This is a genomic window from Paracoccus marcusii, assembly GCF_028621715.1.
In the GTDB taxonomy this organism is placed as follows: Bacteria; Pseudomonadota; Alphaproteobacteria; order Rhodobacterales; family Rhodobacteraceae; genus Paracoccus; species Paracoccus marcusii.
Map to the genome: position 1 here is coordinate 2372919 of NZ_CP117466.1, position 13548 is coordinate 2386466.

Genomic DNA, 13548 nt, shown 5'->3' on the forward strand with positions numbered 1-13548 from the left:
GGCGGATCGCGGCTGCGCGCAGGGGACCGGAAGGACAAGCAGGATGAAGATCGAGCGGCGCTTTACCACGGAAACCGGCGGGGCCTATGCCGGCATCGCGTTCACCACCACCCTCAGCGAGATCCGCAATCCGGACGGCACGGTGGTCTTTCGCAACGACGCGGTCGAGGTCCCCGAGGGCTGGAGCCAGGTCGCAAGCGACGTCATCGCCCAGAAATACTTTCGCCGCGCCGGCGTTCCCGCGCGGCTGAAGCCCGTCCGCGAAAAGGGCGTGCCCGAATTCCTGTGGCGCCACGTTCCCGACCATGCCGCGATGGCCGACCTTCCCGAAGACGCCCGGTTCGGCGGAGAGACCAGCGCCGCGCAGGTCTTTGACCGCCTGGCGGGGGCTTGGACCTATTGGGGCTGGAAAGGTGGCTATTTCACGACCGAGGCCGATGCCCGCGCCTATCTGGACGAGATGCGCCACATGCTGGCCCGCCAGATGGGTGCGCCCAACAGCCCGCAATGGTTCAACACCGGCCTGCATTGGGCCTATGGCATCGACGGGCCGGGGCAGGGACATTTCTATGTCGATCACAAGACGGCCACGCTGACCGCATCGACCAGCGCCTATGAGCATCCCCAGCCGCATGCCTGCTTCATCCAGTCGGTCAGCGACGATCTGGTGAACGAGGGCGGCATCATGGACCTGTGGGTCCGCGAGGCGCGCCTGTTCAAGTACGGCAGCGGCACCGGCACCAACTTCTCGTCACTGCGCGGCGAGGGTGAGCGGCTGTCCGGCGGCGGCAAGTCGTCGGGCCTGATGGGATTCCTGAAGATCGGCGACCGGGCCGCGGGTGCGATCAAGTCGGGCGGCACGACGCGCCGCGCGGCCAAGATGGTCATCTGCGACATGGACCATCCCGACATCGAGGCCTTCGTGAACTGGAAGGTGATCGAGGAGCAGAAGGTTGCGTCCCTGGTCGCCGGCTCCAAGCTGCACGAGCGTGAGCTGAACGGCATCTTCGCGGCGATCCGCACCGGCGGTGGAGAAGTCGATCCGGCCCGCAACGACGCCCTGAAGGCCGCGATCCGCAGCGCCAAGCGCGCGATGATCCCCGAGACCTATGTGAACCGCGTGCTGCAATACGCGCGCCAGGGCTTCGACAGCATCGAGTTCCCGACCTATGACACGGACTGGGATTCCGAGGCTTATGTGTCGGTGTCGGGCCAGAACTCGAACAACTCGGTCCGGGTGACGGATGCCTTCCTGCGCGCGGTGCGCGAGGATGCGCCGTGGGAGCTGATCCGCCGCACCGACGGGACGGTCGCCAAGACCGTGTCTGCGCGCGACCTGTGGGACCAGATCGGTCATGCGGCCTGGGCCTGCGCCGATCCGGGCATCCAGTTCCACGACACGGTCAACGCCTGGCACACCTGCCCCGAGGACGGGCCGATCCGCGGATCGAACCCGTGCAGCGAATACATGTTCCTGGACGACACCGCCTGCAACCTGGCGTCCATGAACCTGCTGACCTTCTGGACCGACGGCCGGTTCGACGCCGACGCCTATGTCCATGCCAGCCGGCTATGGACCGTCACGCTGGAGATCAGCGTGCTGATGGCGCAGTTCCCCTCGCGCGAGATCGCGCAGCGCAGCTATGACTTCCGCACGCTGGGGCTGGGCTATGCCAATATCGGCGGTCTGCTGATGAACATGGGCTTGGGCTATGACAGCGACCAGGGCCGCGCGATCTGCGGGGCGCTGTCGGCGATCATGACCGGCACGGCCTATGCAACCAGCGCGCGGATGGCGGCGGAACTGGGCGCGTTCCCGGGCCATGCCCGCAACGCCGACCACATGCTGCGCGTGATCCGCAACCACCGCGCCGCGGCGCATGGCACGGCGTGCGAGGGCGTGAACGTCGCCCCCGTGGCGCTGGACGCCGCGAACTGCCCGGATGTCGGCCTGGTCGAGCTGGCCCGCGCGGCCTGGGACGAGGCGCTGGCCCTGGGCCAGGCGCACGGCTTCCGCAACGCCCAGACCACCGTCATCGCGCCCACCGGCACGATCGGCCTGGTGATGGATTGCGACACGACCGGGATCGAGCCGGACTTTGCCCTGGTCAAGTTCAAGAAGCTGGCGGGCGGCGGCTATTTCAAGATCATCAACCAGTCGGTCCCGGCGGCGCTGGAGAAGCTGGGCTATGCGCCAGCGCAGATCGAGGAGATCGTGGGCCACGCGGTGGGCCACGCCACCTTGGGCAACTGCCCCGCCATCAACCATGCATCGCTGGCCGGTCACGGCTTCGGCGCGGCCGAGATCGCCAAGGTCGAGGCGGCTCTGCCGTCAGCCTTCGACATCCGCTTCGTCTTCAACCAATGGACGCTGGGAGAGGATTTCTGCCGCGGGACCCTGGGCATCCCGGCGGACAAGCTGTCGGACCCCAGCTTCGACCTGCTGCGCCATCTGGGCTTCAGCCGGGCGCAGATCGACGCGGCCAACGACCATGTCTGCGGGACGATGACGCTGGAAGGCGCGCCGCATCTGCGGGCCGAGCATCTGCCCGTATTCGACTGCGCCAATCCCTGCGGCAAGACCGGCACGCGCTATCTGTCGGTGGAAAGCCACATCCACATGATGGCCGCGGCGCAAAGCTTCATTTCCGGGGCGATCAGCAAGACGATCAACATGCCCTCCAGCGCGACCATCGCGGACACGCTGGCGGCGTACGAGCTGTCGCACAGCCTGGGGATCAAGGCCAACGCCCTCTATCGCGACGGCTCCAAGCTGAGCCAGCCGCTGGCCAGCGCCCTGATCGACGACGACGAGGAGGCCGAGGAGATCCTGGCCCACGGGTCCACCCACGACAAGGCCCGCGTCCTGGCCGAGAAGATCGTCGAGCGCGTCATCGTCAAGGAGATCGTCCGGTCGAACCGCGAGAAGCTGCCGCAGCGCCGCAAGGGGTACACCCAGAAGGCCATCGTCGGCGGTCACAAGGTCTATCTGCGCACCGGCGAATATGACGACGGCAAGCTGGGCGAGATCTTCATCGACATGCACAAGGAAGGCGCAGGCTTCCGGGCGATGATGAACAACTTTGCCATCGCCGTGTCGGTGGGCCTGCAATACGGCGTGCCGCTGGAGGAATTCGTGGACGCCTTCACCTTCACCCGGTTCGAGCCGGCGGGCATGGTTCAGGGCAATGACAGCATCAAGAACGCGACTTCGATCCTGGACTATGTGTTCCGCGAGCTGGCCGTCAGCTATCTGGACCGCACCGACCTGGCCCATGTCGCCCCCGAGGGCGCGCGTTTCGACGAGATGGGCGGCGGCGAGGACGAGGGGCGCCTCAGCCAGCCGTCCGAGCTGAAGTCGCTGACCATGCTGAAGCAGATCAGCAGCGCGGGCTATCTGCGCAAGCGGATGCCGCAGGACCTGATGGCGCTGCAGGCCGGCGTGTCGGTGACGGCGGTCACGACGGGGATGGCCACGGGGCTGGACCTGCGCGCCAAGGCCCGGATGCAGGGATACGAAGGCGATCCCTGCGGCGAATGCGGCAACTACACGCTGGTGCGCAACGGTACCTGCATGAAATGCAACACCTGCGGCGGCACCAGCGGCTGCAGCTGAGCATGGGTGGGGAATAAGGCGGCCCCCCGCGTCGTTTCCCCATCGACAGGCCTGGCCCGTCGCAGCAGCAAGCGCGCACAGACGCGCGAAGACTGACCCCCGTGCGCGGCCCCGTGCACGGGGGTCTTTTTCACGGCGATTTCAGGGCGTGACTTGACGCTGGCAGCGCTTGGCCCTTGACTGCGGGAACGACCGGCTGCAACCGGCAGGAATGATGACAGGGCAGGGTTCGCCCAAGGGGTTTGCGATGACGATGATTACACCGGTGCTGATGGCGGGCGGTTCGGGCACGCGGCTGTGGCCCGTGTCGCGCAAGAGCTTTCCCAAGCAGTTCGCCGCCCTGACCGGGGACGAGACGCTGTTCCAAGCCTCGGCCCGGCGGCTGTCGGGCGCGGGATTCGCGGCGCCGGTGGTAATGACCAATTCCGACTTCCGCTTCATCGTGGCCGAACAGCTGGAGCAGGCGGGCATCGCGCCGGGCCGCATCGTGATCGAACCCGCGGGCCGCAACACGGCGCCGGCGATCCTGGCGGCGGCGCTGATGGTGGCGGCGGATGATCCCGACGGGCTGGTGCTGGTCGCGCCGTCCGATCACGTGATCCCCGACGCCGCGGCCTTTGCCGCGACCGTGGCCCAGGGCGCCCAGGCCGCGGCGCAGGGGCGCATCGTGACCTTCGGCATCACCCCCGACCGCCCGGAGACGGGTTACGGCTATCTGGAACTGGCCGGTGCCGGAGAGGGGCCGCAGCCCCTGGCGCGGTTTGTCGAGAAGCCTGACGCCGATCGGGCGGGCCAGATGCTGGCGGCGGGCAACTATCTGTGGAACGCGGGTATCTTCCTGTTCAGCGCCCGCACCATGATCGAGGCGTTCCGCGCCCACGCCCCCGCTTATCTGGAGCCTGTCCAGCAGGCGCTGGACCAGGCGCATCTGGACCTGGGCTTTTTGCGGCTGGCCAAGGCGCCCTGGGCGGGGGTCGAGGATCAGTCGATCGACTATGCCGTGATGGAAAAGGCCGACAACCTGACCGTAGTGCGGTTTTCGGGTCGCTGGTCGGACCTGGGCGGCTGGGACGCGGTCTGGCGCGAGGCGCTGGACCATGCGCCGTCGGATCACGGCGTGGTCACCGACGGCAATTCCACCGCGATCGACTGTCAGGACGTGCTGCTGCGGTCGGACAGCGACGATCTCAAGGTCGTGGGCATCGGGCTGCGCGACGTGATGGTGGTGGCGACCTCGGACGCGGTGCTGGTCGCCGACCGGGGCCGGGCGCAGGACGTGCGGCTGGCCGTGTCCGCTTTGAAGGCCAAGCGCGCCAAGCAGGCCGAGGCGTTCCCCCGCGACCATCGCCCCTGGGGCTGGTTCGAGACGCTGGCCCTGGCAGACCGCTTTCAGGTCAAGCGCATCGTGGTGAAACCCGGTGCGGCCCTGTCGCTGCAAAGCCATGTCCACCGGTCGGAACACTGGATCGTGGTGTCGGGCACAGCGCGGGTCACCGTCGACGACAGCGTGACCCTGGTGACCGAGAACCAGTCGATCTATGTGCCCCTGGGCGCCGTCCACCGGATGGAGAACCCCGGCAAGGTGCCGATGGTCCTGATCGAGGTGCAGACCGGCAGCTATCTGGGCGAGGACGACATCATCCGCTACGAGGATGTCTATTCGCGCAGCAGCGCCGACTGATCACATGCTTTCGCGGATCTGGGCGATGGTCTGGGCCACGCCCGCCCGCGGAACGCCGCGCAGCATCTGGTCGCCGATCACGAAGGTCGGCGTCCCCTGGATCGCCATCGTCTGGCCCAGCTCGTGGTTCTTCTGCAGGACCATGTTCACCGCATCCGTGTCCATATGCGCCATGATCGCGTCGGCATCGACGCCGATCTCTTCGGCTATGCCGCGCAGCGATTCATCCGTCGCAGGCGCGCGCAGGGCCATCAGCGCGTCATGAGCCTTTTCATATGCCTCGTCCCCGGCGATCTGGTGGACCGAGATGGCAAAGCGGCTGGACAGCACGCTTTCCTCCCCAAGAATCGGAAATTCCTTCAGGATCAGACGGATGTTGCCATCTTCCTCGACCGCGTCATGGACCTCGGCGTTGAACTGGCGGCAGACGCCGCAGCGATAGTCGATGAACTCGACCATGGTCAGGTCGCCGTCCGGGTTGCCGCCCACCCAGCTGTGCCCATCGTCGAACAGCGCGTCGCTGTTGGCCTCGACCAGCTGCAGGTCGGTCTGCGCCGCATCCTGGGCCTGGCGGTTCTCCAGCACGTTGATCGATTCGATCAGCACCTGCGGGTTCTCCATCAGATAGTCGCGCACCGCCTCGCCGAAGGCGGCCTTTTCATCGTCGGTCATGGCCGAGATGTCGAAGGCCATCGCGGGCGCGGACAGGGCCAGGCTGGTCCCCAGGAAAAAGGCGGCGGTCAGGCGTGTCATGGGGCATCCCTTGGTCTGATGTGGGCGACAGCTTGGACCGCCGCGTCCGCGATGGCAAGAACGCCCCCGACACGGCTGCGTGACGGCACGCCCCCGCCTAAAGGCTGGAGCGTGCCGCCGTCCCGCGCTATCACAAGGCAAAAATGAGGCCGAGCGAATGCGACACTCCCTGCGCGGACAGGTTGACCCGTTCATCGTAATGGACGTGATGGAGGCGGCCGCCCGGGCCGAGGCGGCAGGTCGCCATGTCATCCACATGGAGGTCGGCCAGCCCGGCACCCCCGCACCCCTGGGCGCGCGACAGGCGCTGGCGCAGGCGCTGGAACAGCCTTTGGGCTATACCTTGGCCCTGGGCCTGCCCGCGCTGCGACAGGGCATCGCGGACCTGTACCGCCGCTGGTACGGGGTCGATCTGGACCCGGCGCGGGTCGTGGTCACGCCGGGCAGCAGCGGGGCCTTCATCCTGGCCTTTTCGGCGCTGTTCGATGCGGGCGACAGGGTGGCGATGGGCTATCCGGGCTATCCCAGCTATCGCCAGATCCTGCGCGCGATGTCGCTGACCCCGGTTGGCATCCCGACCCGCCCCGAGGACCGCTATCAGCCCCGGCCCGACGATCTGCCCGACGACGTGCAGGGGCTGATCCTGGCCTCTCCGGGCAATCCGTCGGGGACAGTGCTGACCGTGCCGGAGCTGGCGGGCCTGACCCAGGCCGCTGCCGCGCGGGGCATGGCGGTGATATCGGACGAGATCTATCACGGGCTGTCCTATGCCGACCGCTGCCATTCCGCGCTTGAGGTGACGGATGAGGTTCTGGTCGTAAACTCCTTCAGCAAATACTTTTCCATGACGGGGTGGCGGGTCGGATGGATGGTCGTGCCGCCCGATATGGTGCGCACGGTCGAGCGTCTGGCCCAGAACCTGTTCATCTGTCCGCCCCATGCCAGCCAGGTGGCGGCCCTGGCCGCGCTGGACTGCATCCCCGAGGCCGAGGCCAACCGCGCCGTCTATGCCGAGAACCGCCGCCTGATGCTGGAGGGGCTGCCGCGCGCGGGCTTTGACCGCATCGCCCCGCCCGAGGGCGCGTTCTACATCTATGCCGACGTGTCGCACCTGACCGACGATTCCGTGGCCTTCGCGGCCGAGATCCTGGACAAGGCGGGCGTCGCGGTCACGCCGGGGCTGGATTTCGACCCCGACCGCGGCGTGCGCACGCTGCGCTTTTCCTATGCCCGCGCGACGGCGGACATCGCCGAGGGCCTGGCCCGGTTGACGGCCTTCATGGCGGCCAGATGAGGCTTCTGCTGCTGATCCTGCTGCTGCTGGCGGGGCCGGTCCAGGCCCAGGAACCGGCACGGCTGATCCTGGGCGGGTCGTCCCTGACGCAGGCGCCGCAGGGCTGGTGGCACCGCGCCTTTGGCCCGCAGCCGCTGGAGCTGTCGCTGGCGCTGGACCGCCCGGTGCCGTGGCGGACATTCCTGGTCGGCGATCCCGCGCGCCTAGTCGTCGACCTGCAGGGCGTCGACCTGAGCGGCCGCAGCCCTGCCGACCTGTTCGGACAGGACCTGGCGCCTGCGATCCGGTGGGGCAGCTTTCGGCGCGGCTGGTCGCGGATGGTCATCGAACTGCCGGGCCCGTTCCGCGTGGCCGAGGCCGGGATGCGCACCCAGGGAGCCGAGGCGCGGCTGCGCATCGCCCTGAACCCCGTCGCGCCCGAGGATTTCGCGCCGCGCCCGTCGGCCGCGGCGGCGCTGCGCAACCTGCCCGATCCGGCGGACCTGCCACCGCCCGCCACCGCGACGGGGCTGGCGGTGACGCTGGACCCCGGTCACGGCGGCTTTGACCCCGGCGCGCAGGCGGGCCCCGATACCGAGGCCGCGCTGGTCCTGACATTCGCGCAGGAGCTGCGCACCGCCCTGGAGGCGCGAGGCGTGACGGTCACGATGACCCGCGACAGCGACGTCTATGTCAAGCTGGAGGACCGGATGACCGCGGCGCGGAGGTCGGGATCCCACCTGCTGCTGTCGCTGCATGCCGATGCGCTGCCGCAGGGGCAGGCGGCGGGGGCCACGGTCTATGTCTGGAACAGTTCGTCCGACATGCGGGCGGGCCAGCAGCTGACGATGCGCCATCAGCGCGACGACCTGCTGGCGGGGATGGACCTGCGCGGCCAGGACGACGCGCTGGCCACGGTGCTGATGGATTTCGCGCGCACCGACACCCAGCCCCGGTCCGAGGCCTTCGCGCGGCTGCTGACCTCGCGCATGGCGCTGCGGGGGATCGGGCTGCACGGGCGGCCGGTGCAGGGGGCGGCGTTTTCGGTGCTGAAATCGCCCGACATCGCGTCGGTCCTGCTGGAGCTGGGGTTCATCTCGGACCAGACGGACCTTGCGAACCTGACCGATCCCGAATGGCGCGCCCGCATGGTCGAGGCCGTGGCCGAGGCCACGACCGGCTGGTGGCGCGACGAACAGGCGCGCGCGGGGCTGCTTCGTCACTGACACACCCAGTGTTGCTTTGACCGGGGGACCCGTGGCCGTTATAGACGCGGCGAAACCCCGACAAAGGCTGACCCCGTGCTGCGACCCATCCTGTCTTTCTTCGGTGCGATCTTTTCCTGGGTGGTCACCGGGGTGTTCTTTGCGGCCCTGACCGTCGGCGGCATCTTCTGGATCTATTCGCGCGACCTGCCCAGCCACGAGACGCTGGCCCAGTATTCGCCCAAGACCATCAGCCGCATCTATTCCGCCGAAGGCCAGCTGATCGACGAGTTCGCCGAGGAGCGCCGCATCTTCGTGCCCATCGACGAGGTGCCCGACCTGATCAAGCAGGCCTTCGTCAGCGCCGAGGACAAGAACTTCTACAGCCATCCGGGCTATGACCTGCGCGGCATCCTGTCCGCGGCGTTCGAGGCCGCGGTCTCTGGCGGGTCCAGCGTGCGCGGCGCGTCCACGATCACCCAGCAGGTGATGAAGAATTTCCTTCTGTCCAGCGACCGCAGCGTGGAACGCAAGGTCAAGGAGCTGATCCTGGCCGCGCGGCTGGAACGCAGCCTGTCCAAGGACCAGATCCTGGAGCTGTACCTGAACGAGATCTTCCTGGGTCAGAACAGCTTCGGCGTGGCCGCCGCGGCGCAGACCTATTTCAACAAGTCGCTGTCCGAACTGGCCCCGCACGAGGCCGCGATGCTGGCCGCCATGCCGCAGGCGCCCGGCCGCTATCACCCCGTGACCGCCAAGGAGCGCGTGACCGAACGGCGCAACTACGTCCTGCGCGAGATGTGGCAGAACGGCTTCATCGACGAGGCCACCTATGAGGCCGAGGCCAAGCTGCCGCTGCGGTCGGTGCAGAACGGGGACTATCCGTCGTTCCGCCGTGCGTTGCCGCCGCGCGACTATTTCACCGACGAGATCCGCCGCCAGCTGAGCTTGGAGTTCGGCCAGGAGGAATTCTTTGGCGGGGGGCTGACCATCCGCGCGACCGTCGATCCCGACCTGCAGTCGGAGGCGGCAAGCGCGCTGCAGACCGCGCTGGAGGATTACGACCGCAACCGCGGCGTCTGGCGCGGCACCGGAGAGGTGATCGAGGCCGGACTGCTGACCGACGAGGCCAGCTGGCGCGGCGCGCTGTGGGACCTGCGCCTGCCGCGCGACATTCCGGGCTGGCACCCGGCCGTGGTGCTGGAGGTCGGGGCATCCGACGCCCGCATCGGCATCGAGGGGATCGAGGAGGACGCCGACGGTCACTGGATCCCCGCATCCGACGTGCAATGGGCCCGGCCCCTGGACCGCGAGACGCGCACGCTGGGACCGCGCGCGCAGGTGGCGGGCGATCTGGTGCGGGTGGGCGACGTGGTCCTGGTCCGCGCCATGATAGATGGTGCCGATTTCAACCGCTGGAGCCTGCGCCAGGTGCCCGAGGTGCAGGGCGGTTTCATGGCGATGGACGTCAACACCGGCCGCGTCCTGGCGATGCAGGGCGGGTTCTCGTACGAGAGCAGCGTCTTCAACCGCGCTACGCAGGCGCAGCGCCAGCCGGGGTCGTCCTTCAAGCCCTTCGTCTATGCCGCGGCGCTGGACAACAACTATACCCCCGCGACCATCGTCGTGGACGAGCCGATCCGCATCAACACGCCGCAGGGGCTGTGGGAACCGCAGAACTCGTCGGGGCGCCATTACGGGCCGACGCCGCTGCGGACGGGGATCGAGCAGTCGCGCAACCTGATGACCATCCGTATCGCGGACGACATCGGCATGGATCGGGTCGCCAAGTATGCCGAGGATTTCGGCGTCTATGACACGCTGGCGCCGTTCCTGGCCAACGCCCTGGGCGCGCAGGAGACGACGCTGTTCAAGATGGTCGCCGCCTATGCGATGTTCGCCAACGGCGGCGAGCGGGTCGAGCCCACGCTGGTCGACCGTGTCCAGGACCGCCGCGGGCGCACCGTCTATCGCCACGACCAGCGCGTCTGCGAGACCTGCGCGATGCAGGCCATGCCCGCCGGGCAGGCGCCGGTGATCGACACCAACCGCGAACGCGTGATGGACGCGGTCACGGCCTATCAACTGACCTCGATGCTGGAGGGCGCGGTCGAGCGCGGTTCGGGATCGGGCGTCGATCTGCCCGTGCCGATCGCGGGCAAGACCGGCACGACCAACGATGCCAAGGACGTGTGGTTCATCGGCTATTCCAGCAACATCGTGGCGGGCTGCTATCTGGGCTATGACCAGCCGCGTTCGTTGGGTGAACGGGCTTATGGGGGGACGCTGTGCGTTCCGGTCTTCAACGCCTTCATGCGCGAGGCCGTGGCCGAGTATGGCGGGACGGAGTTCACCGTCCCGCCGGGCGGCTATTGGGTCAAGATCGACCGCATCACCGGCCAGCGCCTGCCGGACGATGCCACCGGTCCGAACGTCATCGCCGAGTATTTCCGCGACGGCACCGATCCCGACTGGCTGACGCCCTACGTCGTGTCGGGCTTTGGCGACGAGGTGGTGATCCTGCCCTGGGAAGCCGGGGCCAGCGGTGGGGGGCAGGCGATCACGACCTCGACCGGCGAGAGGCGGGTCATTCCGGGGCGGACCGATTTCGGCACCATGTCGTCGGGCGGGCTGTACTGAGGCCGCGTGCCCGTTTGCGTCCCGCGACGGGCGGGGGGCTTGCCGCCCCCCGCACCCCCCGCCCACCGCGGTGACGATGGGGCGTCCAGGGGCGTCCAGAGCGGGACCGGCGGGCGCATGGCGCAGCGCGCGTGGCGTAAGGCGTGCCGGTCTTGCCCAAGGGCGGCCTTCGCGGTATCACCCCGGACCTGACGCCTGACCGAAGGAATCCGCCCATGCGCGCCGAGACGCAGTCCACCATCGAGGCCATCCGCCGTTCCCTGACCCTGCTGGGCCAGCGCCTGGACTGGACCACCGCGCCGCATCGCCTGGAAGAGATGAACGCCATGATCGAGGATGGCGACCTGTGGTCAGACCCGGCCCGCGCGCAGAAGCTGATGCGCGAGCGGCAGTCGCTGTCGGACGCCATCGAGACCTATCGCCGGATCGAGGGCGACCTGTCGGCCAATGCCGAGATGATCGAGCTGGCCGAGGAGGAGGGCGACGCCGAACTGGTGTCCGAGGCCGAGGGCAACCTGAAGGCGCTGGCCAAGATGGCCGCCCAGAAGGAGCTGGAGGCGCTTCTGAACGGCGAGGCCGACGGCAACGACACCTTCCTGGAGATCAACGCGGGCGCGGGCGGCACGGAAAGCTGCGACTGGGCGTCGATGCTGGCGCGCATGTACGTGCGTTGGGCCGAGAAGAAGGGATACGAGGTCGAGCTGCTGTCCGAGACGCAGGGCGAGGAGACCGGCATCCGCAGCGCCGCCTACAAGGTCAGCGGGCACAACGCCTATGGCTGGCTGAAATCGGAATCGGGCGTGCACCGGCTGGTGCGCATCAGCCCCTATGACAGCGCGGCGCGGCGGCACACCTCGTTCAGCAGCGTCTGGGTCTATCCGGTGGTCGACGACAATATCGAGATCGACATTCCCGACCGCGACATCCGCATCGACACCTATCGGTCGTCGGGTGCCGGCGGTCAGCACGTGAACACCACGGATTCCGCCGTTCGGATCACCCACCTGCCCACCAACATCGTCGTCACGTCGTCGGAAAAATCCCAGCACCAGAACCGCGCCAACGCCATGGCCGCGCTGAAGGCGCGCCTGTACCAGATGGAGCTGGACCGCCGCAATGCGGAGGTGAACGCCCAGCATGCCGCCAAGGGTGATGCGGGCTGGGGCAACCAGATCCGCAGCTATGTCCTGCACCCCTACCAGATGGTCAAGGACCTGCGCACCAGCGAGGAGACCAGCGACACCCAAGGCGTGCTGGACGGCGACCTGGACCGCTTCATGGCCGCGACCCTGGCCCTGGACGTGGCCGGGAAAAGCCGCGCCGAGGCCAACGCCGAGTGATCGCACGGCGCCAGCTGGGGCAGGGCGGTCCCCGGGTCGGGGCCGTGGCCTTGGGGACGATGAACTTTCAGGGCACCTATGGCGCGGCGGATGCGGCGGAGAGCCAGCGGGTGATCGACGCCTGCATCGACCTGGGGATCGACCATATCGACACCTCCGACGTCTATGGCGCGGGCGGGGCCGAGGAGATGCTGGCCCCGGTCCTGGCGCGCCACCGGGGCCGCGTGACGATCGCCAGCAAGGCGGGCATCACCCGCAATCCGGACCATCCCTTCGACAATTCGCCCGCCTATCTGCGCGCCGCGCTGGAGCGGTCGCTGCACCGCATGGCGGTCGAGCGGATCGACCTCTACTATCTGCACCGCCGCGAGGCCGCCCGCCCGGTCGAGGAGGCGATGGAAGCCCTGTTGCGCCTGCGCGACGAGGGCAAGATCGGCGCCATCGGCCTGTCCGAGGTGGCGCCGTCCACGCTGGAACGCGCCTGCGCCATTGGTCCGGTGGCCGCCGTGCAGTCGGAATATTCGCTGTGGTCGCGCCAGGTCGAACTGGGCATGGTCGATGCCTGCGCGCGCCACGGGGCGGCACTGGTCGCGTTCTCTCCGGTCGGGCGGGGCGTCTTTGCCGATGTGCCGGCGGACCCGGCGGGCTTTGCGCCGGGCGATCTGCGCGCCGGCATGCCGCGATTTCAGGCCGACACCTGGGCGCGCAACCTGCCGCGTTTGCGGGCCTTTGCGGACTGGGCGCGCGATCAGGGCGAAAGCCCGGCGGCCGTGGCGATCGCATGGGTACTGTCGCGCGCGCCGCATGTCATCGCGCTGCCCGGATCGCGCAGCCTTGAGCATTGGCGTCAGATCGCCCGCGGCGCGGGCCTGTCGCTGAGTGCCGATCAGCTGGCCCGGATCGACGCGATCCTGCCCGCCGGGTGGGCGCACGGCGCGCGCTATGGCACCGCGATGGCGCAGGGGCCCGAAGGCTGGGCGTGATGCCGCAGCGCGGCATCGGCGCGGAACTTGCCATGATATCGGACCTTTGTATGATGC

At 68.4% G+C, this 13548-nt stretch carries 8 protein-coding genes; 7 read left to right on the forward strand and 1 reads right to left on the reverse strand.

Going from position 1 to position 13548, the window contains the following annotated elements:
- Positions 1-43: 43 nt before the first annotated feature.
- On the forward strand, positions 44-3616 hold the full coding sequence (locus PRL19_RS11710) for a vitamin B12-dependent ribonucleotide reductase (RefSeq protein WP_273743079.1): 3573 nt from the start codon (positions 44-46) through the stop codon (positions 3614-3616).
- Between the two features lie 247 nt (positions 3617-3863).
- The gene (locus PRL19_RS11715; RefSeq protein WP_045999676.1) at positions 3864-5297 is read left to right on the forward strand and encodes a mannose-1-phosphate guanylyltransferase/mannose-6-phosphate isomerase; all 1434 of its coding nucleotides are present in this window, start codon (positions 3864-3866) and stop codon (positions 5295-5297) included.
- Here the strand turns inward: PRL19_RS11715 and PRL19_RS11720 are convergent, their stop codons facing one another.
- On the reverse strand, positions 5298-6050 hold the full coding sequence (locus PRL19_RS11720) for a DsbA family protein (RefSeq protein WP_273743080.1): 753 nt from the start codon (positions 6048-6050) through the stop codon (positions 5298-5300).
- Positions 6051-6207: 157 nt separating this feature from the next.
- On the opposite strand from PRL19_RS11720, the gene PRL19_RS11725 reads away from it, so the two are divergent.
- From PRL19_RS11725 to PRL19_RS11745, 5 genes are all read left to right on the forward strand, one after another.
- Entirely contained in the window at positions 6208-7344 is a 1137-nt protein-coding gene (locus PRL19_RS11725; protein WP_273743081.1) for a pyridoxal phosphate-dependent aminotransferase, read from the forward strand.
- The gene (locus PRL19_RS11730) at positions 7341-8549 is read left to right on the forward strand and encodes an N-acetylmuramoyl-L-alanine amidase (RefSeq protein ID WP_273743082.1); all 1209 of its coding nucleotides are present in this window, start codon (positions 7341-7343) and stop codon (positions 8547-8549) included. The genes PRL19_RS11725 and PRL19_RS11730 overlap by 4 nt, the downstream gene beginning before the upstream one ends.
- Before the next feature lie 75 nt (positions 8550-8624).
- Positions 8625-11168 (forward strand): penicillin-binding protein 1A, encoded by a 2544-nt coding sequence (locus PRL19_RS11735; protein ID WP_273743083.1) that lies wholly within the window; start codon positions 8625-8627, stop codon positions 11166-11168.
- Positions 11169-11383: 215 nt separating this feature from the next.
- Positions 11384-12508, forward strand: a complete 1125-nt coding sequence (gene prfB, locus PRL19_RS11740; protein WP_045999394.1) for a peptide chain release factor 2 — start codon at positions 11384-11386, stop codon at positions 12506-12508.
- Positions 12505-13491 (forward strand): aldo/keto reductase, encoded by a 987-nt coding sequence (locus PRL19_RS11745; RefSeq protein WP_273743084.1) that lies wholly within the window; start codon positions 12505-12507, stop codon positions 13489-13491. The genes prfB and PRL19_RS11745 overlap by 4 nt, the downstream gene beginning before the upstream one ends.
- Positions 13492-13548: the final 57 nt, after the last annotated feature.

What these genes read in the sequence shown, in the direction of transcription:
- PRL19_RS11710 (WP_273743079.1), top strand. Translation starts at nt 44, where the DNA reads ATGAAGATCGAGCGGCGCTTTACCACGGAAACCGGCGGGGCCTATGCC.
- prfB (WP_045999394.1), top strand. Translation starts at nt 11,384, where the DNA reads ATGCGCGCCGAGACGCAGTCCACCATCGAGGCCATCCGCCGTTCCCTG.
- PRL19_RS11720 (WP_273743080.1), bottom strand. Translation starts at nt 6,050, where the DNA reads ATGACACGCCTGACCGCCGCCTTTTTCCTGGGGACCAGCCTGGCCCTG.
- PRL19_RS11715 (WP_045999676.1), top strand. Translation starts at nt 3,864, where the DNA reads ATGACGATGATTACACCGGTGCTGATGGCGGGCGGTTCGGGCACGCGG.
- PRL19_RS11730 (WP_273743082.1), top strand. Translation starts at nt 7,341, where the DNA reads ATGAGGCTTCTGCTGCTGATCCTGCTGCTGCTGGCGGGGCCGGTCCAG.
- PRL19_RS11725 (WP_273743081.1), top strand. Translation starts at nt 6,208, where the DNA reads ATGCGACACTCCCTGCGCGGACAGGTTGACCCGTTCATCGTAATGGAC.